Origin of the sequence: Shewanella seohaensis, assembly GCF_023283775.1 — a bacterium.
Lineage (GTDB): Bacteria > Pseudomonadota > Gammaproteobacteria > Enterobacterales > Shewanellaceae > Shewanella > Shewanella seohaensis.
Genome location: NZ_JAKILE010000017.1, coordinates 62558 through 88538 on the forward strand (window position 1 = coordinate 62558; position 25981 = coordinate 88538).

Consider the following 25981-nt stretch of genomic DNA (forward strand, 5'->3'; position numbering starts at 1 on the left):
AATATGCAGGCGTTTTTGTTTTGTCCGGGCGTGAAATAAAATAATACATTTTTTTAACATTAAGTCTGGTTTAAGACTATTCAAAATAAGCGAGATCTTATACAACTAATCACCTAGGGAATTAAAAGCTGAACAAATCATATTAAGGATTTTCCATGTTACAGCGCGTCGACTACAAGACGAACCTGATGGTGGGTGATCAAACCTATCCCGCATTTGAGCTACGTAATATTCTCGATTTTATTGCCTCGCAGTTAGGCGAAAACGCTTTACAGCAAGTCTGTGAGCATATCGGCGTTGGCCAAGCAGAGCTCAATCATTGCCAGTTTGTGTTTGTGTGGCAGGTAGAATATGCGATGGAGTTTTTACGTTTGCAGGGCGGCGACCCCGATATTGGCACTAAATTAGGCCTAAGCTATCGGGTGAGTAGTTTAGATGTGCTCTTGCCCCATCTTGCGCAGTTGACTTCTCTACAGGCCTGCCTGCAGTTTGTGGTCAATCATCCCCAACTGGTTGGCAGTTTTACCGATACCTTAGTGCGCCTCGAAGAAGACTGTGTTTGCATTCGTTGGCTCAATACTGGCCGTATCGACAAAGCACAATATGGATTTCAATTTCTGCACAGCATAGGTTCGCTGTTAGGGCTGGCGAGAGAGCTCACGGGGGAGGCGATAACGCTTAGGCAAATTCATTTGGCAGAACCTGTCCGCGATGAGCGTTTTTTAACCCAGGCTACGGGGGCTATGGTGCAGTTTAATTGCGAATATTATGAATGGAGCATTTCCCTCAACCATCTCGCGCTTGCCATCAACTATCCTTTCCCTGCCTACGCCGAAAAGACCACTTCGGTATCAACCACATCCTTTATCGAAACCGTACTGGCGGCAATCAATGAACATTTTCCCCAAGTGCTCCATTTAGATGACATGGCGACGCAACTGCATATGAGCGATCGCAGCTTTCGGCGTAAGCTGGCACAGCTTGGCTCGAGTTATCAACGTTTAGTCGATCAGGTGCGTTGCCAAAGAGCGGTCGAGTTGATTTTAGCTAACGAGTTGGATATTGAGGCGATTGCCGAGACCTTAGGCTACAGCGATGTCAGCCATTTCCGTCAATCCTTTAAGCATTGGATTGGCCATCCGCCTGGGTATTTTAGCCAGCTAAATGCGGGTTAACGGGCTGACTAAATAAGGCAATTGACTGAACCTTGCCGTTAAAGCCGCAATTTTGCCGTTAAAGACATAGTTAAATCATTTGGTGCTTGAGTAGAGATACAGCCATATTGTCTGTATCTCTTTCCTAAGCGTTGATAAGTGCTAGTTATCCATCTAAGTACAATTCCCTAAACTCGGTGCCAGTGAATCTATCCATTGACGAATTAATTCAACGCCTTCTTGGTGCTCAAGGTTGCGCCCTATGGGCGGCATGCGATCTTTAGGTTCTGACAGCGTTTGGCGATAGAGCAGAATCGAGTGGTCAGCATTGCCGGGAACGATATCGTAATCGAGTCCTTTAGGGCCACCATCCCACCCCGGTGGTTGTTTGCAGATCCCATATTGATAACTGGTATGGTCGATATAAAACCCAAGGCGTAAGCCGGAGATGCTGGCATAGCCTTTGGCGCTGTGGCAATGGGCGCAGTTAACATCTAAATAGCCCTTAGCACGGCTGGTTAAATCGGCTTGGAGGTTGTCTATGGCATAGGTTTTAGCGACTTGGCTTAACTCGGATAACTGTTCAAGTTTGCCTTGTTTGGCCCAGAGGCTGAGTTGATTGACGCTTTGCCCTTGGTCGATGATATCGCGATTCAAAAGATGGGCTTTAAGGCCAACCGGAATGATTAGACTGCTGTTATCTTGATTGATTTGATGGCAAATTTTGCACTCGGCGCGGCTCGGAATGTTGTAATCGAAGCTTTGGCTTTGGCCTTGATTAATCAGGGTATGATGCACGCTTGCGCCCGCAGTAAGCAGCTTTGCTTCACCTTGTTGCCATTGATAAACCAGACTCGTCCAGCCTTGGGAGCGTTTTATCAATAGCCGTGTTTCGATAAGGATTTCATTGGCTATGCCTGTGATAGCCGTATCCTGTGGCAGAGCAAAGGTTTTGACCAGCACGGCGCCAGTTGGAAACTCGAATGCCTCCTGCGCTTGGTATTGCATGCTGCTGCCTGTGGGTAAATAGATAAAGCGGTATTTACTGGCGTAATTAGAAAACAGCTGCGTAGCGAGCTGATAACCAAATCCCGGCGTTTGCGGCTGCGCGGTGGGGTTTGCGGGGTCGATAAAGAGCCCGTATTGACTTAATTCTGGGCAGTCCTCAGCCATTAAGGCGGGCCAGTTAACTTGCCCAGTCGTATTCACACACAAACTGGCGGGCGTTGTCGGTACAGTCGGTGTCGTTGGCGGAGTCGGCGTTTGGCCATTATCGCTGCTTTGGCTGTCACCGCCGCCACAGGCTGTTACTAAGGTCGTTAGGCTGATGATTGCGACGAGTGTTAGGCGGTTTTTCATTGGATTATCCGCTCTTTAAGCTGTTGCTTGAAATAAGAAGGCCTAAGTCGGCCTTCTCTGTCTGGGTGTTGCTCAGTCTTGGAGTGGTAAGCAAATGGGTGATTGCAAGCCTGCTTTCACCCATTGTTACCGTTAACGCTAGTGCGAGCAGCTTGCCGCAGGCAGACGTTTAATCCATTCGCTGATCAGCGCCACGCCTTCATCATGGGATAGGCTGCGACCAATCTCAGGCATACGATCGCCAGGGGTCGTGCTTTGCATTCTAAAGTGCATGATGGACTCAGCGGCATTGCCAGGGACTACGTCGAAACCTAAGTTTCCACCGCCATAGGCGACCGGCGATTTACAGGTACCGTGAGAGAAACCTGCATCATCGCTATAGCCACGCCAGTATTCGAGTTTAAGGCCTGTGTTAGAGGCGTTGCCCTCGGGTCTATGGCAATGGGCGCAGTTGATGTCGAGATAACCTTTAGCCGTTTGCATTAATGCGGTATCGCTTAGGCTTGCGACAGTGGCTTCGTCACCATCGTGGTAGGCGGGCACTTGTGGTACTTGGCTCAGGTTTGGTAATCCCTGCAAAATACCTAGGCTTTCCCATTTCAGCAGTTGGTTCATGGTGCCATCTTGATAGCTGTAATTGCGGTTTAAATGGCGCGCCTTAGGACCAATAGGCACAAACACGGCGTTGCTGTTGTCATCGGCCTTAAACTGGTGGCACTGCTTACATTGGTTCATGCTCGGGACCATGTAGTTAAAGGTGAGGTTTTCTCCGTTATGGCTTAAGGTTTGACTGCTAATCGCACCAGCTTTCGCCAGCGTCGCATCTGTCTTATCGGCATTCCACACATAGGGCAGGGCGCTCCAACCAGTTGGACGATGGATCAGCAAACGGGTTTCAATCAAACTCTCGTTACTGATCCCGCGCTTACTGGTGTCGCTTGGCAAGGCAAAGGTTTTGACGATAACGCTACCCACAGGGAATTCAAACGCTTCGTTTTCGGAGTAACTGGCTTTTTGTCCCGAAGGCAAATACACAAAGCGGTATTTACTGGCGTAGTCGGTAAAGAGCTGAGTGTTAAGATCGTAAGGGACACCGCCCGAATTAGGCCCTGTCGTGGGGTTTTTGGCATCGCTGAACAGATTGTAATCCGACAGTTTAGGGCAGTTTGCTTTTAGCAGCGCATCCCAACTGACGTTTGACCCCGTCGCCTGACAAAGACTTTGGTCACCATCACCTACTAGACCGCCTTCGCCTTCACCGATAGTGCCACCGCCGCCAACGAGCACGCCGCCATCACAACCCGCGGTATTATCGTCAACCCCGCAGCCAAACACTTGGCCCGCGAAGGTGACTGTGTGTACGGGTAGGCTCACTTGGGTACATTTCAGCAGGTTGTTCTGGGTCTTCTCGTATTGCACATCGGCGATGCTGATGTCGGTGTTGCTGTTGGCATAGAGTCTGCCATAGGACACATCACCGTTATCACTGGCGCAGACGTTATCGCTGCCATCTGCGGCAAAGGGCGCCTCTTTTAAACCTAGGTAAGCGGCGGTGCCGTTATTGGCAAGCATTTCCCCTAAGCCGTCGTAGAGCACGCCGGGCAAGGTGCCGTGACTGATGACATACGCGCGGATAATATCTTGAATTAAATAACCTTTAGGCTTGCTGCCATAGTCAGTGATCACGTTGTCGTGCAAGTAAATATTGCGCGGCACTGGGCGCCAGCCATCTTCAATGGCTTGACCTGGTTGACCATAGTTGCCGACAAAGGAGGTCATATCGGGTTCTGCAATAAAGAAGCTGCTGACAGTCACCCCTAAGGTATCGTGGTGGGTAATTTCGTTATTGAAGATTTCCACATCGGCGGTAGACAGCACAATCACTCCTGTCCCCGGCGGCACTATATGCACACCAGCTGGGTTGGCCGAGGCGTTGGCGAAGTTAGGCGTGTTGTTGTCATACACTTTGTTGTTGAAAATCCGCACGCTAGAGCCGTATCTGTGGTTATTGATTGGCAAGTCGAACACTAAAATCCCGCCAGTGTTGCCCATGGCTTCGTTGTCATACACATCGGCATACTTAGAGTTTTCGACTTCGATCCCAGCAACGTTTTCCTTGGCGATATTGCGGCGCACCACAATATATTGGGATTGACCGACATAAATGCCCGCATCGGCACTGCCGCGGACATAGCTGTCTTCAATCAAAATGTTCTCACACTCAACGGGATACAGACCATAGGCGCCGTTATCTTTGTCGAGCTCACCTTCCCACACCGCCCCCACGCGGCGCAGTATGATGCCATTGGTGTTTTTAAGCTTGATACCGTTGTTTTTGGCCTCATTGACCGACAGATCTTGAATGGTAATGTTCAGCGCATTTTGCACGAAAATCCCATCCCCCGAGTTGGCTTGGGCGAAATTGAGGATAGTGTCCTTCATCCCGTAGCCCATGATAGTGACGTTTTTGGCATAACTGCCATCCCCATCCACGTCGCCATCGAACAGTAATGTTGAATCGATATTAAAGGTGCCCTTTGGAAGCACAATCACAGCGCCACTTTGCGCGTTGATTAAAGCTTCTTGAATACGGGTGGTGAGATTATCCCCCGGTAGGATTTTGATGGCGCCTTCGGGGAAGGTGGGGCCTGTTTCAGGGGGCTGAACCACGGGGGGCGTGACGACCTCTGGTGCTGGATCATCGTCAGAAAAACAACCCGTGAGATTAAAAGCCATCAGTAGGGCGACCCCAGTTGGCATCAGCCAATTCGCCTTACTTTGAGCTTTATTCCTGTGGGAGTTACTCGGCCAAAGGTGGCGTGGTGTCGCCTTAACGCCCTTCTTCGCCAGTGGGTGTGTCGTCTTGTTGAACATAGGTGCTCCTGCTTTTTGTTATTATTTCGTTAACAGAATGCGCTAGGGGGAGCAAAAGGCAATGTGAAATATGGCCAAAATGGTGCAAGTCATCGCTGCGGTAAGGGGGGATGGTTTTACGCGACTCGATTTAAGCTCAACATTCTTATCCCAAAATATGGGTAAGTGGTTGGAGGGAACTGAATCCCCTTACGGGTACTTTTATGTTCAGATAAGGCGGTTGGATATTATTAATGCAAATTAAAACATACTTGTTACAAGATGAATAAAACATCATCTAGTTAACGCTTAATTTGATTGCTACTCAAAAATCACTATGTTAAAAATCTTTCGCTAAAACAGCGCTTAATAATAAATTAAAGTTAATTCAGATTTAATGCTTTATCCATAATAGTCATTAACCTTGATTTGCCCCTTAACAATATGTGGAGATGAAAATGGGGAGACGCATTCGGGTGATTATTAGCTTACTAATATTCACAGTCTCGTTATTGCTTTTGTATAACCTTGAGCAGGATTATCAATTAAATGATATTTTGGCTGAGGTTAAATTATTTTCATTTTCACAGCTTGCGCTTGCCGTTGCATTGACTGTGACAAGCTACTTAATTTTGACCTTGTATGATTATCTTGCGATTAAACAACTTGGCTCATCATTAAGCTATCAAAAGGTCGCTCCCGTTTCATTTTTAGCCTTTACCTTTTCCAATACCATAGGATTTTCATTACTCACAGGCACTTCGATCCGATATAAGTTTTATTCAGAGTTAGGGTTAAGCGGAAATCAAATAACTCAAATAGTGCTCGCCTGCTCGGTGACTTTTTTCCTCGGGTTATTCTTCATTTGTGGTATCGCGATGATTAACTTCCCCGCGCAGCAACTGGCTGATTTGCCGTTGCCGACGTGGTTGTTTTCCTTAAGCCGCGTGTTTGGCGTTCTGATGTTGCTCGGTGTCGTAGGGTATTTTCTGTTTAGTCTATGGCGTAAAAAACCGATTTATTTTCGTGGGTTTGAGTTTGCGCCTCCCGTACTGTCTCAGTCGTTGAAAGAGTTTGTGGTTTCGACACTCGATTGGTTAGTGGTGGGAACATTATTCTATTCCCTGCTGCCTGCGGTAGATGGATTAAGTTACCTTCAAGTGCTCAGTATTTTCTTTGTGGCGAATGCGATCGGGGTGTTTGCCCATGTGCCTGGAGGGATTGGTGTTTTTGAATCTGTAGTAACAGTGACCTTATCCCAGTATTTACCCGTTGAGCAAATACTGGGCTCGGTCATTGTGTATCGGGTCATTTATTATATTGTGCCTTTTATGCTGGCCCTGATTTATTTTGTGGCGGGCTTGGTATTAAATAATAAGGATAAATTATCTAAGATAAATATTGATTTACATATTGTCAGGCAGTTATTGCCACCACTATTAAGCATTAGTGTGTTTTCCGTCGGTTTAGTTTTATTGCTTTCAGTGGTTAACCCTTCCATTGTGCACAAATATCATTGGCTAGGGGAGATAGTGCCGCTACCGATTGTCGAATTGTCGAGCTTAATATTGAGTGCCAGTGGTATTTTGTTGCTGTTATTATCCCACGGCTTGTTTAAGCGTTATCAAAAAGCCTTTGTACTCACCCAAAAACTGTTATTAGTAGCCATTGTTTTTATTGTGCTTAAAGGCGCTGAATGGCAGATTTCCCTAGCACTCGGTCTTATCTATTTATTAATGCTGCCCTGTGAACAGGTGTTTTATCGCCAAGGTTCGATTGTGGGCGTTAAATATTCCTTCGGCTGGTTATTATCCCTCGCCGCGGCGTTATTTTTGATGGTGTGGGTGTTGTTTTTTGCCTACCAAGATGTGGATTATGACCATTCGCTCTGGTTAACCTTCTCGCAGGATAGCCATGTGTCCCGCGCGTTACGGGGTGGTGCGATAGCCCTCGTGATTCTGCTCGGCTTTGCCATTCGTTATGTGCTTGCGGTGCGAAAACCCCATACCAGTCGCCTAGATAGCTCGACCTTGAGCTGCGCCATGGAGATTGTTGCCAATGCGCCGAGTAGTCATGGCTATCTCGCCTTAGTACAAGATAAATCGCTGTTATTTAATGAAGATAAAGATGCCTTCTTAATGTATGCCCGCGCCGGACATTGCTGGGTGGTGATGGGCGATCCTATCGGTAATCCAGATAAATTTGATGATCTCCTGTGGCAGTTTCGCGAGCTGTGTGACGCCTACGATGGTTGGCCAGTGTTTTATCAAGTGACGCAAAAGTATTTACCCCACTTTTTAGAGCAAGGGTTGAGCCTTTATAAACTCGGTGAAGAGGCCATAGTGTCCTTGGCGGAATTTGAGTTGCAGTCGAGTAAGTATCGCAGTTTGCGGCAGAGCCATGCCAAGGCATTAAGGGAAGGCTTGAGCTTTAAGGTTGTCGATGCCAGTGAAGTACAGAGTCTATTGCCAACATTAGAGGCTATTTCAACCAGTTGGCTTAAGGCTAAGCAGGGGCGAGAGAAGGGGTTTTCGGTTGGTTATTTCTCCGCCGCTTACCTGTGCGCCACGCCAATGGCCTTAGTGTATTTGAACGGCGAGCTGGTGGCCTTTTCCAATGTGTGGGCCAGTGGCGCCAAAATGGAGTTCTCCGTTGATTTGATGCGTTATCTGCCGAATTTATCGGGCAGCAACATAATGGACTTTTTGTTTACTGAGCTATTGCTTTGGGGCAAACAGCAAGGATATCAGCAGTTTAATCTTGGCATGGCGCCCATGTCTGGATTAACCGATAGAGCCTTGGTGCCGTTTTGGACCAAGCTTGCCAAAACGGTTTATAAGAAGGGAAATAAATTTTACAACTTTCAGGGGCTTAGAAGGTATAAGGATAAGTTTAATCCAAGATGGGAAGCTAAGTATTTGATTTGTTATGGCGGGCTATCTTTACCCGTAGTGGTGGGTAGTTTGGTGACCTTAACGAGTCGTGGTGCAACTGGCGTATTTAAAAAGTAGGTGCGAGATGACGAAATCCTTAATCAAGATACTGAGCGTTTTACTTTTATGTTCAACTGCTAACGCCTTTGCCGATGAGTTTGCCGATAATCTGGGGCTAACCTTGTTGCCTATCGAATCATCAACACAGGTAAACGTTGCGTCATCCCGCACCAAACCACCGCTGGTGATTTTTCTGAGTGGCGATGGCGGTTGGGCGACGCTTGATAAAGCCGTAGGGGGCATTTTACAGCAGCAGGGCTGGCCAGTCGTCGGCTGGAGCTCACTGAAATATTATTGGAAACAAAAAGATCCTAAAGATGTTACCCAAGATACCTTAGCCATAATCGACAAGTACCAGGCGGAATTTGGCACGCAAAAAGTGATTTTGATTGGTTATTCCTTTGGGGCCGAAGTTATCCCCTTTGTGCTAAACGAGATGCCCGCGAGGTATCGAAAGAACGTCTTGGGTGCTGTGCTGCTCTCTCCTTCACAATCTTCGGATTTTGAAATCCATGTGAGCGAGATCGTCACCTCGGATAATCAATCGGCCCGTTACTTAACCTTGCCCGAAGTGAACAAACAAACCACTGTGCCTATGCTCTGTCTCTACGGTAAAGAGGACGATGCGCCGCTGCATTTATGCCCTGAGGTCAAGCAGCCCAATGTCACTGTGATGGAGTTAAGCGGTGGCCACAGTTTTGACGATGACTACGATAAAGTAGTCAAGTTGATAAAAGGTTGGCTAAAGCTAAGTTAGCGCGCTTTAGTGCATGGCCTAATGCTTTGGAATAAAACATAAAAAGGGCGCAGATGCGCCCTTTGTTTTAGGTTGTACTACAGCGAATGACTAGAGCTGATAGCTAATGTGCTGGTGGAAGCGCACCACGAGATCTTCACGCTCTGGATCTAGCCCTATCTCGGCGGCAAAGGTCTTCAGTGCGGCTTCGACGTTATTCATAAAACGGCCATAGCCGGAGTCGTCACAGTCCTTGGCGCCCGCGACGATAGTAAAATGCGCGGCTTCGACTAGGTTGTCGGCATCCCAGCGGCGGATCACTTGTTGCTCGGTTGCGTTCGGGTCAAAACCGATCATTTGTACTTCGGCCTTGCTGTCGAGTTTCTCAAACTTACTGTTCCGCACTAAGGGGGTTAAGCCGTTGGCTATCATAGCCAATCGCGTTAATTGCTTATTAGCTGCGGCCTTGAGGAAGTTATCTTCAAGATGTTGATATAACGGGCTAAAGTCCGTTGCGGAGTCGGGTAGTAAACCTTGTTTGAGTTTGCGACTCAGCGGCAGGCTGACGGTGACATAGGTGAGTGAGCTGACATTTTCCGGCAGGTCACATTTTCTGGCCTTGTATCTTGGTGCAATGGCTCTGAGTTTATAGCCGTAGGTTTCTTTATTACCTTTTGATTTAGCAAATAAATCATAGGATAAATGCTGGTGGTCGCGGATCTTCACTTTGAGATCTTTAATCGGCAGCTTAGGCATTAATTCGTTTAGGAGTTCTCGTACTCGGGTATGGAAATTGGCCGAGTTGCTGCGGATCTCATCGCCTGTCGCTAAAAACACAATACGCAGTTTGCGGGCGCGGTAGTTGTCTTCGGTGAACAGGTTTTGTGCCTCGTGATAGGCAGGATTGTAAAAAAACAGAATTTGTTCAGCGGTTTGGAAACAATAGGCTTCGGTGTGGTAACGCACGACTGGCAGTTTATCGTTAGTGATCACATGAACGTTACGGAGATCGTGTTGTTCTGCCAAGTTAAAAATAATGCGGCTTAAGGTTTGATAACAGCTATGGTAATCGGGGTATTGCGCCAGTAATTCATCCGTGACTTTAATTTCGGCGGTGATGTACTGGTTGGTACGAGCTTCCTTGGGTATGTACACTTTTTGCTGATGGCTAAGGGACATATTGACTCCTTGTTGGGTTAACCATTTGCTAACACGAATTTTACTGTTTATCTCAGGCGTTAATGTTGCGTTGGAGCATGTTTTTATCGCTTAAATGCAACTTTACATCAGCAAGCTGTTTATTAGCTTAAAATTGCAGCGATTTTATTGAGTTAATGCTTTTTCAATCCAAGGTTGCATCCAAGTGGCTATCTTCTCTTGGGCCTTTTCATTGGGATGAATTCCGTCCCTTTGCATCAACTCAGGGTGGGGAGCAATGTCCTGCATAAAGAAGGGAATTAATGCAATCTCCTCGTCTTTAGCAATCTGTTGATACACTTGGGTGAACTTTTGGGTATAGCGAGGGCCATAGTTAGGCGGTACCATGATTTCGGTCAGTAGCACTTTAGCACCGCTATTTTTCGCTAGGGTAATGATTTGGATTAGGTTATTTTTGAGTTGCGTCGGGGGGAATCCACGTAAACCATCGTTACCACCGAGTTCGACCACCACCAAATCGGGGGCCACGGAATCGAGCAGCGCAGGCAAACGACGCAAACCGCCCGCTGTAGTTTCACCGCTCACCGAACCATTGGTAAATTCATGCTCGGGTAAATTTTTTTGCAGCAGCGCCACCCAGCCTACTTGTTCCGACATGCCATAGCTGGCACCTAAGCTATCGCCGAGGATCAACACTTTCGCCGCCTGAACTGGCGTGGTTATAAACAGACTAAACAGGATGCAGGCGCTCACGGCCTTTGCCATCGGCTTGCATCTAAGCGATTGACGCAAGAACGATTTGTATAAGAAGGATCCTATGTCTAACGTCGTTTCAAAAAACAGTGCCATCAATGTTGTTAACCTCGAAAAATCGGTGACTACTCAGGAAGGTTCGCTCACTATCCTCAAGGGCATTAACTTAGATGTCAAGCAGGGGGAAAGTGTGGCGATATTAGGCCCCTCAGGTTCGGGCAAATCGACACTGCTTGGCTTACTCGCCGCGCTCGATACCCCCACGTCGGGGGAGATATGGCTCGATGGCCAAGCCCTATCACCGCTCAATGAAGAACAGAAAGCCGCGCTGCGTAAGCAGAAAGTGAGCTTTATTTTTCAATCTTTTATGTTAGTTGATACCTTAACCGCCCTCGAAAATGTGATGCTACCTGCCGAGCTTGCTGGGGTTAAAAATGCCAAGGAAAAGGCTGAGGCTATGCTGGGGCGTGTGGGGTTATCCCACCGTTTGACCCATTTACCTAAACAGCTATCCGGCGGCGAGCAGCAAAGGGTCGCCATTGCCCGCGCGTTTATTTGTGAACCTAAGGTGCTATTTGCCGACGAGCCAACCGGCAATTTGGACAGTGTTAACGGCCATAAAATTGCCGATATGTTGTTTGAGCTGAACCAAGAGAGCCATACCACGCTCATCCTGGTCACCCACGACTTGCAATTGGCGAAGCGCTGCCAGCGGCAACTGGTTATGGACAACGGCCACTTACAAGAAGAGTTGGATTCGGCCTCATCGCACAGCGTGAATAACAACCTTGAATTAAGCGCCAAGGAGGCCTAACCCATGGAGCTTAATTTGGCATGGCGCCTGTTTAAGCGCGAGCTGCAACAGGGGCAGTTGTTATTGATAATCCTCGCGATTACCTTGGCGGTGCTATCGGTCAGTGGTCTTGCGCGTGTCAGCGAGCGCTTGCAGGTCGCAATCAACGGGCAAGCGACCCAGTTTATCGCCGCCGATCGCATCATCGACTCTCCCGTTCAAATTGATGCCAGCATTCTGGCTAAGGCTGACGAACTTGGTCTTAAGCATGTAACCAATCTGCAATTTAACTCCATGGTGTATGCGGGGGATAAGTTTCAGTTAGTCACAGTGCGGGCGGTTGAGTCTGGTTATCCACTTAAGGGCGACATAGAACTTAAAGCGGACAATGGCCAAGATGAAAAAGCTCAAGGCTTGCCCCACGCCGATGAGGTGTGGTTCGAGAGTCGCTTAGGGGGACTCTTGGGATACCCGAAAACACTGGAGTTAGGCAACAGTGAGTTTCGTTTAAGTCAAGAAATCAGCCGCTTACCCGATGCGGGTTTTAATCCGTTTGCTTCTTCCCCCGTGGTATTAATGCGGATAGAAGATGTCGCCAAGACTGGGGTTATCCAACCCGGCAGCCGAGTGACGTATTTGTATCAGTTTGTGGGTGAAGAAAGCGCCTTAAGCGCCTTTGAGAATAGCGTTAAACCGCTGCTGAATAATTCCCAGCGCTGGGTCGATGTGCAGTCTGGCGACTCACCGATAGCGGGCGCGGTGAAGCGGGCGGAGCGATTTTTACTGCTGGCAAGCTTGCTCGGTATTGCGCTGGCCTGCGCCGCGATTGGGATTGCCGCCCAGCGTTACTGCCAACGTCATTATGATGTGGTGGCTATGCTTAAAACCTTTGGCGCCTCATCAACACAAATCCGTCGGCTATTTGGCATCCATTTACTGCTAGTGACACTGTTTGGCATTGTGCTGGGGTTAATCGGCGGGGCACTGCTGGATTTAGGCATTAATCAACTGTTACCCCCTGAAATTGCTGCCTATTCGCCGCCGTTGACGCGGCCGCTACTGCTTGGGATCAGCACTGGGCTTATTAGCGCCTTTATGTTTTCAGCCTATCCTTTAATGCGTCTGCTGGCGATTCCACCACTGCGGGTCTTACAAAGACAGCTCGAGGGCTTGCAGCTCGGCATGTGGCTGCATTTACTCCTCAGTTTAGGGGCGATGGCACTGTTGGGATATTTGTATTCCCAAAGCTGGGCGCTGACACTCACAGTAGTCGCGGCTGTGCTGCTACTGGGCGTATTGCTCAGTATTTTAGGCTTTGTGATGATCCGCCTTGGTCACAGTGTCGGCATGAAAACCACCAATCCCTTGCAACTGGCTCTCGCGGGTTTACGCCGCCGCGCGCGGCAAAATGCGGTGCAATTGGTGGGCTTTAGTGCGGCCTTGGTATTACTACTGACCATTTTGGCCCTGAGGCAAGATTTACTGAACGAGTGGCAAAAACAGCTGCCCGAGAATGCGCCCAACTATTTCTTGGTCAATATCGCCCCCGATGATGCTAAGCCATTAAATGACTTTATGGCGCAAAAGGGCATAGCTGCAACGGATATCTATCCCGTGATTCGCGGCCGCTTGACTCAAATCAATGGTGAAACCTTGATTTCCGACGAGCAGGCCGAAGCGGGGGAGAAGGGACGAGTAGGTATTTCACGAGAGCTTAATCTCACCTGGCGCAATACCTTGCCGGCCAACAACGAGTTGGTCGAAGGGCATTTTAATCAGGCGGCGGATGAGGTTTCTGTCGAGTCAGGTGTTGCCGATCGTTTAGGGTTAAAGCTGGGCGATACGCTGACCTATATGATTGATAACCAAGAGCTTAGGGTCAAGGTCGCCAGTATCCGTGCCGTGCACTGGGAAACCATGCAGCCAAACTTCTTTATGATCTTCACTCAAGAAGCGCTGGCGCCCTTTGCCTATACCTCGATGGCAAGCTTCTACCTCGACGACAAAAAAACGGATGCACAAGGGAGTGATGCTCCGAAGAGCACAGTGATCCTCGAACTTATCCAGCAGTTCCCAACGGTGTCGATTATCGATGTCGGCGCTATGGTAGGGCAATTGCGGCAGATTATTGAGCAGGTGTCCCTGTCGCTGACGTTGGTTTTGGTTCTTGTCTTACTGGCTAGTTCTTTAGTGCTTATCGCCCAAACCGAGGCGGGAATGGCGACACGCCAGCGTGAACTCGCAGTGCTGCGCACCTTTGGCGCCTCTGGCTGGTTACTGCGTAGCGCCACAGGGTTTGAATTTGCGTTACTGGGGGGCATAGCTGGGGTACTTGCAGTGATAGTGGCGGAATTTGCGCTGTATCTGTTAAAGACCCAAGTGTTTGAACTTAATGTGTATATGCACTGGCCCTGGTGGGGGATTGCCCCTGTCTGCGGTGCCTTATTAGTTGCGCTGCTGGGTGTTTGGCGCTGCCGCCAATTGCTCAATCAATCCTGCGCCGAATTATTAAAAGCGGGCGCTTAAGCTAAGGTGCGTTAGCGGTTAAGAAAAATGCCGTAACACCATCATTTTTAAACCATTTTTGTCAAATAAAAAAGCACTGGCCTAAACCAGTGCTTTTTCATGGCGATTATTTGAGTGTTTTAGGTTGAGGCAAAGTTTGTGGCAAAGTTTGTGGCTAAGTTTGAGCATTTGTCACATTGGCTTACAAATAGAAAAAGCCATCATGTTATCCGCGAAGAACTTAGCCGATATTTATGAGTCTATTTAACGAGCAAGCGTTGCTTACGTCAGGCAATTGATAGCTTAGCACTGTCATCAAACGAAAATATTGCTGGATTTTGGCCTTAGGGAGATAAACAGAATGTTTAAAAAACTTAGAACATTACTTAGGGATAATCGCTCTTTTTTATTGTTTATCAGCCTGATGCTGGTGTTCAGGAGTGCGGTGGCCGATTGGAATACTGTGCCGACAGGCTCTATGTTGCCGACGATTGTTGAGGGCGACCGCATTCTGGTGAATAAGATGGCTTACGATATCAGAGTGCCATTTACCCATATCCCACTCGTTAAACTTGCAGATCCCACACGTGGGGATATTATTGTGTTCGACTCTAAAAAAGCCGATAAAAAGCTGATTAAGCGGGTGATTGCCGTACCCGGTGATACTGTGATGATGCGGGATAATCGCTTGTATTTAAATGGCAAATCACTCGCATATACACAGCAAACATTAAGTGCCTATGCACCGGCGAATGTCACCGAATGGCAGGAGGACCTACTCGGCATTGTCCACAGTATTCGACTTAATCCGCAGCCCTCGCAGCTGGCTAATTTTGGCCCAGTTACGGTTCCTGATAACCAGTATTTGGCGCTAGGGGACAATCGAGATAACAGTGCCGATTCACGAGTCATAGGCTTTGTGCCCAGAGAGGAGATTGTTGGCCGCTCAAGCTCCGTAGTCTTCTCATTGGATTACAACGATTATTACTTGCCGCGGCCAGATCGCATGATGCGCGCGTTCTAACTTGTCCTTAGATTTCACTCTTCACGAGATATAAAAATGGCGCCCTTATCGGCGCCATTTTTGTTTGATGATAAAACGTTGTGTACTTACATCAAAAAGCTGAGGTAGCCCTGCAATACAATTAAATTGACTATATCGATAAAGAAGGCGCCGACAATCGGTACCACCATAAAGGCCTGCGGAGAAGGGCCTGTGCGTGAAACCAGTGCGCCCATATTCATCACCGCAGTAGGTGTGGCGCCCATACCAAAGCCACAGTGACCGCCGGTGATCACCGCCGCGTCATAGTTGCTGCCCATGATTTTGAAGGTCACAAAATAGGCGAATACCGCCAGCACTGCGGTTTGTACCAGCAGGATAATCAGTAGTGGGATAGCCAGATCCAAAATTTCCCACAACTTGAGATTCATCAATGCCATAGACAGGAATAACGACAGCGCCACAGTACCTATCACATCGATACTTTCGGTATGGGGTTTATAACCTCGGGTCACTTCGGTGATGTTGGCGATGATAACCCCAAGAAACAGGGCATAGACAAAGTCCGGCATCTTGAGCCAATTCAGCTGATATTCGCTGACAAACACAGTAAACCATTTGGCCCCAGCAACGCAGATCAGCAGTACAAACAGGGTTTCGATGATTGTCTTAGCGGTGACTTGGTCTTCTTCGAGCTGATCGTAGGTGACCAGTTGAGGATGCGTGGAGTGGTGTTTACGGCCCATGCCATAGCTTGAGACCAGATTGTGTTTGCCAATTAATCGCTGCGCGACAGGGCCGCCGATAATGCCGCCCATGACTAAGCCAAAGGTTGCCGCTGCCATGGCAAGCTCTAAGGTGTTGATGCCGTAGTTTTCGGCAAAGGTTTGTGACCAGGCAACGCCAGTCCCATGGCCGCCTGACAGCGTAATCGAGCCAGCGATAAGGCCTAAGATGGGGTCTAAACCGAGGAGGCTTGCAAGACTTACCCCGACAGCATTTTGAATGACAATATAGACCGAAGCGACGCCGAGGAAGATAAACACTTTTTTGCCGCCACTAAGCAGTAGCTTGTAGTTTGCCGACAAACCTATCGTACTGAAAAACATCAGCATTAAGGTATTTTGCATGGGTAAACTAAAGGCGAGGGTGATGTCTTGGAAATGTAAAAAGGCCACGACGGCGGCGACGACCAGTCCGCCAACGATAGGTTCGGGAATATTGTATTGTCTAAAAACACGCACATGGCGATTGATGGAATGGCCAATAAACAGCACGAAGATAGCAATTAAAAACGACTCGAGTTCGCCAATTGTATAAGTGGTGTGCATGATAGTTCCTTACAAATGGTTTGTGTGGGAATACCGCTGTACTCAAGCAGGCTGTATTCAAGCTGAGCGAGGGCGACCCATCTCGTTATTTAGCATTGGCTAATGCTAAGTGTTAAACGCGCGATCTAAGGACAGATTCTTATCAATCCCCAAGCCTGGAGAAGGAGTATTAAGCGCGAATATGAACCGTATTGGTGTAGTTGATCAGCATCGCGACAGAGGGTGCGGATACTGAAGATAATGAACTTGCTCGGAGTGTTAACTGTGCGTCAGTGCGGGCGCTAACACGTCAATAGCGATAAGCAAGAGGTGGGGAGTGTAACAGAAAAATGCGTGCATGTCGTTAAATTGTCTTTAAAATCATTGTGTTGCATTTATGTTTTTCGGCTGTTGCCAGATGCGCGCAGTGATTCTTGTACCGTCACGTCGGCAAACAAATCGCTACAGTGGATTTTTATCTCTGATTTTCAAGCCATTATTCGCCGTGGCATTAACCCCGCGCCACGCGCTTGGCAACATTTTATTCTCAAACCAGTTACGGATAATACTGGAGTTGAAAAAGTTGTTAACGTGCGAGTACGTCCCTCAATGCGGGTTCGAGTCGCTCAAAGCGGAAGCTAAACCCCGCATCTAGCGCATGTTTGGGGATCACAAATTGCCCTTCGATGAGTAACTCCGCCATTTCGCCCATGGCGAGTCGCAGCATCGCGGCTGGAGTTGTGATAAAGGTCGGGCGGTTTAACACTCGACCTAGGGTGGTGGCAAACTCGGCGTTACTGACAGGATTGGGCGCGGTGGCATTGAAAATTCCTTCGCATTCGCCATGGTTGAGTAAAAAGTCTATCAGCGCCACCATATCCTGAATGTGTATCCAACTCATGCCTTGGCAGCCGTGGCCTATTGGCCCACCTAGCCCCAATTTAAACGGTGGCAACATCTTCGCGAGTGCGCCGCCATGGCCAAGCACTATGCCCGTGCGCAGGATGCAGACGCGGGTTTTGGTGGCGGCTTGCTGCGCGAGTCGCTCCCATTCCTGACAAATATCATGACTAAATTCGGGGTGTGGGGCTGCGGTTTCATCGATGGGGATGGCACCTTGGCGGCCATAAAAACCGATGGCAGAGCCACTTATCATCACCTTGGGCGGAGTAGTGCTATGCAAAATCAGTTGGCTAAGCCTTGCGGTGGTATTCCAGCGGCTATCGCAGATGCGCTGTTTTTGCTGCGCGCTCCAACGTTTAGCAACAATCGGCTCGCCGGCGAGATTTATCACCGCATCGATATGATTTAAATCATCAACTTCATCTAAGGTACTGAGATATTGGTGCTGCGGGCCTAATAGTTGCCGACTGGTGCCGGGGTGGCGGGTGAGCAAGACCAATTCATGCTGATTGGCTAAATGGGCGACTAACTGCTGACCAATAAACCCACTAGCTCCCGTTATCAATATCTTCATCGTCGAGTCCTTGGTTGATGGTTTTCTTTGATTATAAGCAATATACGATAACGGGCGTGCGGGGATCACTTTATTGCTGTTTTTGGTAACACAACTCCATCGACACCGAATCGGCAAAGCGCAGGGCGTGGGGCTTATCGATTTCGACACTGGCAAATTCGACCCAAGGATGCTCACTGGCGATGGCTAATGTCTGGCTGGTGAGATTTTCGAGCAGTGAGAAGCGATTGTTTTCAATCAACTCAATGATTTTTTTTGTGATGGTACGATAATTCAGCGCATCGTCGACATTATCACTGTTGCGCGCCTTGTCGGCACAGTAGTGAATGACGACATTGACGATCACATCCTGCCGATTTTGGATTTCATCTTCTTTTATACCGATAAAAGTGCGCAGTCTTAAGTTTTTAATGCGTATAATCGCGGTTTCTGGTTTCATAATGACAATCTAGTTTTATGGCTTAGGTGATTGAGTTTGAGACTTTTCTTGGGCTAGCCTAACAACTTTATCTAAGATCAAGAAGGATTTTTACGCCATGACACGTTCCAATACGCCGTCTGCCGCTTATAAAGGTTTTGCCGTCATGGCCTTTGTGGTGATTATTTTGGCTGGGATAAAGGCCGCCAGCCCGATTGTTGTTCCCTTTGTACTATCCAGTTTTATTGCGGTGATTTGTAATCCGGCGATTGGCTTGATGACCAAATATCGCGTACCTAAATGGCTCGCCGTGATACTGCTGATGGGTTTTATCGTGTTGATGGGCTTGTGGCTCGCCTCTCTGGTAGGTAGCTCCATTAACGAGTTTTCTAAGCAGTTGCCGCAGTATCGCGATCAGCTGGTTGAGCAGTTTTCTTGGGTGCTGCATAAGTTGCAGGCGCTGAATATCCACATCTCCAAGGAGCAAGTGCTGGCCTATTTCGACCCCGGCATGGCCTTGTCTATGACCACCAATATGCTCTCGGGGGTCGGCAATGTGATGGCGAATTTGTTCCTGATCATTCTGACTATCGTCTTTATGTTGTTTGAGGCGCAATCTTTGCCGAAAAAACTGCACTTGGCGTTGGATGATCCCGACATGCGTTTGCAGCAGATTGACCGTTTTCTGCAATCGGTGAATCAATATATGGTGATCAAGACCTTAGTCAGTTTAGCGACGGGTTTGATTGTCGGTGTGGGGCTTGCGGTGATTGGGGTGGATTACGCGCTGCTTTGGGCGGTTATCGCCTTTTTATTCAACTATATCCCGAATATCGGCTCGATTATCGCGGCCATTCCCGCCGTTTTGCTGGCCTTTATCCAATTAGGCCCTGCGGCGGCTGGCGGTACAGCGATGTTATACGTCGGCGCAAATATGGTGATGGGCAACCTGGTCGAGCCTAAATTTATGGGTCGCGGTCTTGGGCTTTCGACCTTAGTGGTGTTTTTATCATTAATTTTTTGGGGGTGGTTGCTTGGCTCGGTGGGCATGTTACTGTCGGTTCCCTTAACCATGGTCGTCAAGATTGCCCTCGAATCCAGCAAGAGTGGTAGCTGGTTAGCCATTTTATTATCCGACGATGTGGATGATAAACTGGTGAGCCAATCGACAAGCACCGCTCCGATTTCAGAACCTGTCGATACCCATTCAACAGATAATAAGTAGTAGATAATGCAACGTTTTATAGATGCACTGGCGACGATAGAAGTCGGTGAAGATGCCACGCGGTTATTCCATGGCCGCGGAGGTTATTACCCAGGCTGCGAACATCTTTGTTTAGATTGGTTCGCGCCCGTGTTGTTATTGACCAGTTTTATTCCCCTCGAAGCGGCCGAGTTGGCCCAGTGCCAACAGGCGATTACGGCGCGCTGGCAAGCGATACAGCCCAATCGGTCGTTAAACTTGGTGTATCAATACCGCAGTGCAGGCGAAACCTTTAGCCAAGTACTGGCGGGTGAGGTGCCCGATCCCCATTTGGTCACCGAAAACGGCGCTCAGTTTCAGGTGCATTTATTGCGGGGACAAAACCACGGTTTGTTCCTCGATATGGCCAATGGCCGTGAATGGGTTAGAGCCCATGCACGCCATAAGAAAGTGCTTAATTTGTTTGCTTATACCTGTGGTTTCTCGGTGGCAGCACTGCAGGGCGGCGCAGATGAAGTCGTGAACATGGACATGAGTAAAGGGGCGTTAGCCATAGGCAAGCAGAACCATCTTCTCAATGGCTTTAGTGCGGGCGCACGCTTCTTAGGGCACGATATTTTTAAGTCATGGGGTAAGTTACGTAAGTTAGGCCCCTATGACATAGTGGTTGCCGATCCGCCGAGTAATCAAAAGGGCAGTTTCGTGGCAACTAAGGATTACGTGCGTTTGATCAGGCATTTACCCGAGTTATTAGCCGAGAATGCCGAGGTGCTACTCTGTTTAAATGCGCCGGAACTCGATACTCAGTTTTTACGCCAGCAGGTTGAAGACGCCGCGCCTGCACTCGAATATCTTGAGCGCTTACCCAATCCCGCCGCCTTTGTTGATGTTTCTGAGGAGAAATCATTAAAGGTGCTGCGCTACCGCTTAAAGGCGTAAGCACTCTGGTCTCATTAAACGCTGTCATAAATGCCATCATTAGACCTTGAGAGGCTTTATGATGGCGTCTAATGATGTCGCTTCGCGCCTTATCCCATCTTTACTTAACTGGCCTGTTAATAGCTTAACCGCTCTGAGAGTTGCGATTGCCCATGATGTTCAATGGCGAGACTGACATTGTGCGGGTCTAAGTGCTTTAACGCCGAAATTTCAGCATAGAGCTTATCCTGCACATCGAGCGGGATATTCATTTGATCCATAAACATATGGATCCCCAAGATATCGCCGTGGCTGAATAAGGTAGTGAGTTTTGCGGCTTCAAAATCAACGATGGCATTCATATCGACCTCCTACTCGCATCATTATTTAATTGATAGCAGTTTGTGCCCGTCTTACTAGATTCTTTGTTTGTAAGCACACGCCCTTTAGTGCATTAGGCTATATCAGCTGAAAGTCTTTCATTTTGAGATACGTTTTTGCGGCTTTTTAAGCGTTAAAAACCGTTTTTATCTTTTGCATCGAAACAAAACTGAAAGTTTTCTGTAATTATCGATCTGACTTTGGTATACTCTGCGCCACGGAAATTCCCTTTCCTCATGGGCAAAATGTCAGCATAGAACGGCATGCCTTTGCGACCTTACAAAATCGAGCAGGAGTTGTTATGGAAGTTCATGAATACGAAAACGCTTACTACCAAGTTAAAGACGACGTGATGACGTCTTTACCTGCACAGAGCGAAGAAGAAGCGGTCTAAGTCTTGTAAATCTAAGGTTTACAGTGCGGATTCTGAGTCTGAAGTAACAAATACAAGCACATGAAAATAGCAACCCTAGGGTTGCTATTTTTTTATCCGTTTTGGGGGTACAAGCCGAGTGGGGAAAACCGTTTAGCCATTCACCTTACGTTTTTCAGGCATGAACTCAACGATAATCCATTTGCCGCCAATTTTATGCAGGCGAATGGTTCTGTCATCAATCCAAGGCTGTCCACCCTTTAAGCCCTTCATCTTAACGACGACCATGACGTCTTTGGTGAACTTACGGAAAAAGTCGATATCGATATCATCAATTTCCATTTCGACATTGGTCATCGACAGGCCGAGCATATTACGCTGTACCGCTGCGGCGATGTAATAGTGGGTTAAGACTTCTTTGAGTGGAGCATCGACATATAACTTGGCTTTCTCGACATCTCGGTCAACATAAATGGCGCTAAAAAAGCCGAGACTCACCTCTTCGGGAGTGAGCACGTGCTGCTCTTTGTCTCCAGCATCGCCACAACCAAACAAAAACAATAATGAAAGGAAAAATAAGGTTCTCATGGCTTTTCGTTATAGGAATTTGTCATGAGTATCGCGATTTTAGCGGCTATGTTCAAGTTTTGTAATAATGGCGGTCACTGCCGAAAATGACTTGACTCGGATCGGCCGCCTGTGGCATATCTGAAAGGATGACTTCATTAGGTTATCCACAGAATCTGTGGACAACTATGTTGAAGACTAGAGGGATAATATTTAAGTGGCTGATTGTATATCGATTTATCTGCTGGTTAAAAAGTGACGCTTTTCCGTAGCGCCGTTATCCAGGCATTTCCTTGTGGATATTTTCTTAGTTTTTCCCAGTCTATTCACAGCGTGTGAATTTCCCAAAACAGCATTTTTATGACCTTTTGAGGATATTTTAAGCGTTTAATGCTGCCCATTTTGTGAGCTGTTCCCTTTGGAAATAAAAAAGCACTGAGGAGTTCAGTGCTTTTTTGATTATGCTTTAGCTAAGTATATTAGGCTTTGCTGGCATCGTTTTGTGACGCTTGAATCGCCGTCAGTGCGATAGTGTAGACGATATCGTCCACTAAGGCACCGCGGGATAAGTCGTTCACAGGCTTACGCATGCCCTGTAGCATGGGGCCAATGCTGATGAGGTCGGCACTACGCTGTACAGCTTTGTAAGTGGTGTTACCCGTGTTGAGATCTGGGAACACGAATACAGTCGCTTGACCTGCAACAGGGCTGTTAGGCGCCTTAGAGCGAGCCACGTTTGGCATGACGGCCGCATCGTATTGCAGTGGACCGTCGATTACTAGATCTGGGCGTTTTTCTTTCGCAATACGGGTCGCTTCACGCACTTTATCCACATCTGAACCAGTACCTGAGTTACCTGTTGAGTAGCTGATCATCGCCACTCTTGGTTCGATGCCGAAGGCCTTGGCAGATTCCGCCGATTGAATCGCGATATCGGCCAGTTGTTCAGCGTTAGGATCGGGGTTAATCGCACAGTCACCATAAACCAGCACTTGGTCTGGCATCAACATAAAGAAGATTGAAGAAACAAGGCTAGAACCCGGCGCCGTTTTGATCAGTTGTAGCGGCGGACGAATCGTATTGGCCGTAGTGTTTACCGCGCCAGAGACGATACCATCGACTTCGTTTTGCGCCAGCATCATAGTGCCGAGCACCATGTTGTCTTCTAATTGCTCTTTGGCAACGACTTCAGTCAACCCTTTGTTACGACGCAGATCGAGCATTGGCTCAACATAGCGATCGCGTACTTCATCGGGGTCGACAATCACAACGCCTTCGCCCAGAACAACGTCTTGCTGTGCTGCAATACGTTGAATTTCATCTTTTTTACCTAACAGCACGCAACGCGCAATACCCCGTTCGGCACAAATCGCGGCGGCTTTGATGGTACGTGGCTCATCACCCTCAGGCAGCACCACAGTTTTGTGGGCGGCGCGTGCAAGTTCGGTGAGTTTATAGCGGAACGCGGGAGGTGATAAGCGATGTTCCCTTGGAGAGTTTTTGGTCACGCTTTCAATCCAGCTCTGATCGATATGGCTGGCAACGTACTCTTGGACTAAATCGATACGTACCGCATCATCCACTGGCACTTCGTGGTCGAAGCGTTGGATATTTAATGACGTCTGCCAAGTGTTAGTATCGATGAGGAATACTGGTAAACCTGTCTCGAAGGCCTGTTCACACAGCTTCAGAATTTCAGGCTCTGGCTCGTAGCTACCAGTGAGCAGTAGGGCACCTATCTTCACGCCGTTCATGGCGGCAAGGCACGCTGACACAATCACATCGGAGCGATCGCCAGAGGTCACCAGCAATGAGTCTGTCTTAATGTGGTTGACCATGTTGGGCAAGCTGCGGGCGCAGAAGGTGACCTTACGCAGACGGCGGGTGTTCATCTCGCCGGCATTGAGAATGCGGGCACGTAAATGCTTCGCCAGATCCGATGCGCGCGGCGCAACCAAATCGAGGTTGTAAGGCACGCTACCTAAGATGCGCAGTGGGCTCTTACCTGGCATTTGGAACATGATGGACGCATCTGAGCGTTGTACGCCTTGATGATCGAATACTTCCGATAAGTCTGGGCGAGCGCGACCTTCATCGTCTACCGGTGCGCCAATCTTGTTGATCACGGCGCCAATAAGACGTTTGTTGTTTTTGCCGCCCCACGAGTTGTAGGCAATTTCGAGGCGGTTCATCAGGCCGGTTGGGGTGTCGCTGCCGGGGGTGGCAATGAAAATCACGTCCGCATCCATTGCCTTGGCGATGGCGTAGTTCACATCATCGGCAAAGGGATGGTTACGGGTTGGCACTAGGCCTTCAACAATTAGGGTTTCGGTATTGCTGGCGCATTCTGCGGCGCGGGCAATGATTTGCTCCATTAGCACATCGGTTTGATCGGCACGGATCAGTGCTTCTGCATGAATCATGTCGAAGGGCTCTAACGGATTGACCGTGGGCGATTTGCTTAAAATCGTGGTTGAGCGCTCTGGGCCATTATCATTAGGACGCAGCTGGGAAATGGGTTTAAAGAATTGGACTTTTACCCCGTGGCGCTCTAATGCGCGCACCATACCTAGGCTTAAGGAGGTCAGGCCAACTCCTGTACCTATGGGGATTAACATGATATTTCGAGACATAAAAACCTCTAAGTTCGATGGTTTTTGGCAGAGTGAGTCGTCTCTGCTGCTTTGCTTGTGTTTATTTAGCTGTAGGTCGCTAATAATAAAGCCGTTTGGCTGAGCAAACGGCTTGAATCATCTTATTATTTTGTAATGAGTTTAATCGAATCTTCGGCGATAACCCACTCTTCGTTGGTGGGAATGACCATAGCAACAGTACTGTTGTCAGTGGTGATGATGCCTTTTTTACCGAAGCGGGCCGCTTTGTTACGCTCACCATCCACATGGAAATTGAAGATTTGCAGCATGTTGAGCACTTTCTCACGGATGATGTCGGAGTTTTCGCCGATACCACCGGTAAAGACCACTGCATCTAAACGACCGAGCGGCACAGTGTAAGACGCGATATATTTCGCCAGACGGTAGCAGAAGATTTCCAGTGCTAAGGTCGCGCCTTTGTGACCATCGGCATAACCTTCTTCGATGCCACGGCAATCGTTGGTCAGTTCAGAAATCCCGAGCAAACCACTTTGCTTGTTCATCAGGTTGTTGACTTCTTCCAGTGTGTAACCCAGTTGGTGCACTAAGTGGTAGATGATCGATGGGTCGAGATCGCCACAGCGAGTGCCCATGACTAAACCTTCAAGCGGCGTCAGTCCCATTGAGGTATCAACGCTCTTACCGCCTTTAACCGCCGTCACAGAGGCACCGTTACCTAAGTGCGCGCAGATCACATTGGTTTCTTCTAAAGGTTTGTTCAACACTTTAGCGGCTTCACGGCTAACAAACAGGTGGCTAGTGCCGTGCATACCATAGCGGCGAATACCGTGCTCACGGTACAGCTTGTATGGTAGGGCGTAGATGTACGCGCGCTCAGGCATGCTTTGGTGGAATGCAGTATCGAACACCGCCACTTGTGGCAGTTTAGGGAAAGAGGCAATGGCCGCGCGAATACCGATAAGGTGGGCAGGGTTATGCAGTGGCGCCAGTGAAGAACATTCTTCAATACCTTTGATTACATGCTCGTCGATGATCACAGAGCGGGTGAACTTCTCACCGCCGTGTACGATACGGTGGCCCACGGCTTGGATCTGCGCGGCTAATTCAGGTTGACCAGCAAGGATTTTATTGACGATAAATTCAACGGCTTCGCGGTGAGCTGTAAATGCACCTAAAGAGGACTCATGCTTTTCACCGTTGATTTTCCATTTAATGCGCGAGTCTTCTAAGCCAAAACACTCGGCTAGGCCAGAGATCTGATCGTCACCTGTTTGCGCGTCAATGACGGCAAATTTGAGTGAAGAGCTACCGCAATTGAGTACTAAAACCAGTTTATTAGACATGTGTAAACCTTTTGCCATTGTGTTTAAATTAACGATTCAAAATCTTGGGAACGCTTGCGTAATTTGCC

General features: G+C 48.3%; 19 protein-coding genes. 8 read left to right on the forward strand and 11 right to left on the reverse strand.

Annotation, left to right across the window (positions count from 1 at the left end; translation table 11 throughout):
- Positions 1 to 155 precede the first annotated feature (155 nt).
- Entirely contained in the window at positions 156 to 1175 is a 1020-nt protein-coding gene (locus L2713_RS17865) for an AraC family transcriptional regulator (RefSeq protein ID WP_248968811.1), read from the forward strand.
- A gap of 153 nt (positions 1176 to 1328) precedes the next feature.
- On the opposite strand, the gene L2713_RS17870 is transcribed toward L2713_RS17865, so the two are convergent.
- Complete coding sequence (locus L2713_RS17870) at positions 1329 to 2513, reverse strand: SO2930 family diheme c-type cytochrome (protein WP_248968812.1); 1185 nt, start codon at positions 2511 to 2513, stop codon at positions 1329 to 1331.
- A gap of 138 nt (positions 2514 to 2651) precedes the next feature.
- Positions 2652 to 5387 (reverse strand): SO2930 family diheme c-type cytochrome, encoded by a 2736-nt coding sequence (locus tag L2713_RS17875; protein ID WP_248968813.1) that lies wholly within the window; start codon positions 5385 to 5387, stop codon positions 2652 to 2654.
- 437 nt (positions 5388 to 5824) lie between these two features.
- Between L2713_RS17875 and mprF the strand changes: the two genes are divergently transcribed.
- Entirely contained in the window at positions 5825 to 8377 is a 2553-nt protein-coding gene (mprF, locus tag L2713_RS17880) for a bifunctional lysylphosphatidylglycerol flippase/synthetase MprF (protein ID WP_248968814.1), read from the forward strand.
- A 7-nt stretch (positions 8378 to 8384) separates the two neighbouring features.
- Positions 8385 to 9116: a virulence factor gene (locus L2713_RS17885; protein ID WP_248968815.1), complete on the forward strand. Its 732-nt coding sequence runs from the start codon at positions 8385 to 8387 to the stop codon at positions 9114 to 9116.
- A gap of 90 nt (positions 9117 to 9206) precedes the next feature.
- Here L2713_RS17885 and L2713_RS17890 read toward each other — a convergent pair whose 3' ends face one another.
- On the reverse strand, positions 9207 to 10274 hold the full coding sequence (locus L2713_RS17890; protein ID WP_069455216.1) for a DUF3083 family protein: 1068 nt from the start codon (positions 10272 to 10274) through the stop codon (positions 9207 to 9209).
- A gap of 144 nt (positions 10275 to 10418) precedes the next feature.
- Complete coding sequence (locus L2713_RS17895) at positions 10419 to 11018, reverse strand: arylesterase (RefSeq protein WP_248968816.1); 600 nt, start codon at positions 11016 to 11018, stop codon at positions 10419 to 10421.
- A gap of 52 nt (positions 11019 to 11070) precedes the next feature.
- On the opposite strand from L2713_RS17895, the gene L2713_RS17900 reads away from it, so the two are divergent.
- The 3 genes from L2713_RS17900 (at position 11071) to lepB (ending at position 15328) form a co-directional block, all read left to right on the forward strand.
- On the forward strand, positions 11071 to 11820 hold the full coding sequence (locus L2713_RS17900) for an ABC transporter ATP-binding protein (RefSeq protein WP_248968817.1): 750 nt from the start codon (positions 11071 to 11073) through the stop codon (positions 11818 to 11820).
- Positions 11821 to 11823: 3 nt separating this feature from the next.
- Positions 11824 to 14325 carry an ABC transporter permease gene (locus L2713_RS17905; protein ID WP_248968818.1) on the forward strand — a complete coding sequence of 834 codons (2502 nt, stop codon included), beginning with the start codon at positions 11824 to 11826 and terminating at the stop codon, positions 14323 to 14325.
- A gap of 340 nt (positions 14326 to 14665) precedes the next feature.
- A complete protein-coding gene (gene lepB, locus L2713_RS17910; RefSeq protein ID WP_248968819.1) occupies positions 14666 to 15328 on the forward strand; it encodes a signal peptidase I in 663 nt (220 codons plus the stop codon).
- 86 nt (positions 15329 to 15414) lie between these two features.
- On the opposite strand, the gene gltS is transcribed toward lepB, so the two are convergent.
- The 3 genes from gltS to folX all read right to left on the reverse strand — a co-directional run bounded on the left by gltS (position 15415) and on the right by folX (position 18533).
- Positions 15415 to 16638, reverse strand: coding sequence for a sodium/glutamate symporter (gene gltS / locus L2713_RS17915; protein WP_248968820.1), 1224 nt, complete (start codon positions 16636 to 16638; stop codon positions 15415 to 15417).
- 565 nt (positions 16639 to 17203) lie between these two features.
- Positions 17204 to 18094, reverse strand: a complete 891-nt coding sequence (locus L2713_RS17920) for a TIGR01777 family oxidoreductase (RefSeq protein ID WP_248968821.1) — start codon at positions 18092 to 18094, stop codon at positions 17204 to 17206.
- A 70-nt stretch (positions 18095 to 18164) separates the two neighbouring features.
- Positions 18165 to 18533, reverse strand: coding sequence for a dihydroneopterin triphosphate 2'-epimerase (folX, locus tag L2713_RS17925; RefSeq protein ID WP_011622266.1), 369 nt, complete (start codon positions 18531 to 18533; stop codon positions 18165 to 18167).
- A 97-nt stretch (positions 18534 to 18630) separates the two neighbouring features.
- On the opposite strand from folX, the gene L2713_RS17930 reads away from it, so the two are divergent.
- Both L2713_RS17930 and L2713_RS17935 read left to right on the forward strand, forming a co-directional pair.
- Positions 18631 to 19737, forward strand: coding sequence for an AI-2E family transporter (locus tag L2713_RS17930; protein WP_248968822.1), 1107 nt, complete (start codon positions 18631 to 18633; stop codon positions 19735 to 19737).
- 6 nt (positions 19738 to 19743) lie between these two features.
- Complete coding sequence (locus L2713_RS17935) at positions 19744 to 20655, forward strand: class I SAM-dependent methyltransferase (RefSeq protein WP_248968823.1); 912 nt, start codon at positions 19744 to 19746, stop codon at positions 20653 to 20655.
- Between the two features lie 116 nt (positions 20656 to 20771).
- Here the strand turns inward: L2713_RS17935 and L2713_RS17940 are convergent, their stop codons facing one another.
- The 4 genes from L2713_RS17940 to ackA form a co-directional block, all read right to left on the reverse strand.
- Positions 20772 to 20996: a hypothetical protein gene (locus L2713_RS17940; RefSeq protein WP_248968824.1), complete on the reverse strand. Its 225-nt coding sequence runs from the start codon at positions 20994 to 20996 to the stop codon at positions 20772 to 20774.
- Positions 20997 to 21541: 545 nt separating this feature from the next.
- The gene (locus L2713_RS17945; protein WP_011622271.1) at positions 21542 to 21976 is read right to left on the reverse strand and encodes a hypothetical protein; all 435 of its coding nucleotides are present in this window, start codon (positions 21974 to 21976) and stop codon (positions 21542 to 21544) included.
- 458 nt (positions 21977 to 22434) lie between these two features.
- Positions 22435 to 24588, reverse strand: coding sequence for a phosphate acetyltransferase (gene pta, locus L2713_RS17950; RefSeq protein WP_248968825.1), 2154 nt, complete (start codon positions 24586 to 24588; stop codon positions 22435 to 22437).
- A gap of 125 nt (positions 24589 to 24713) precedes the next feature.
- Complete coding sequence (ackA, locus tag L2713_RS17955) at positions 24714 to 25913, reverse strand: acetate kinase (protein ID WP_086903899.1); 1200 nt, start codon at positions 25911 to 25913, stop codon at positions 24714 to 24716.
- Between the last annotated feature and the right edge of the window lie 68 nt (positions 25914 to 25981).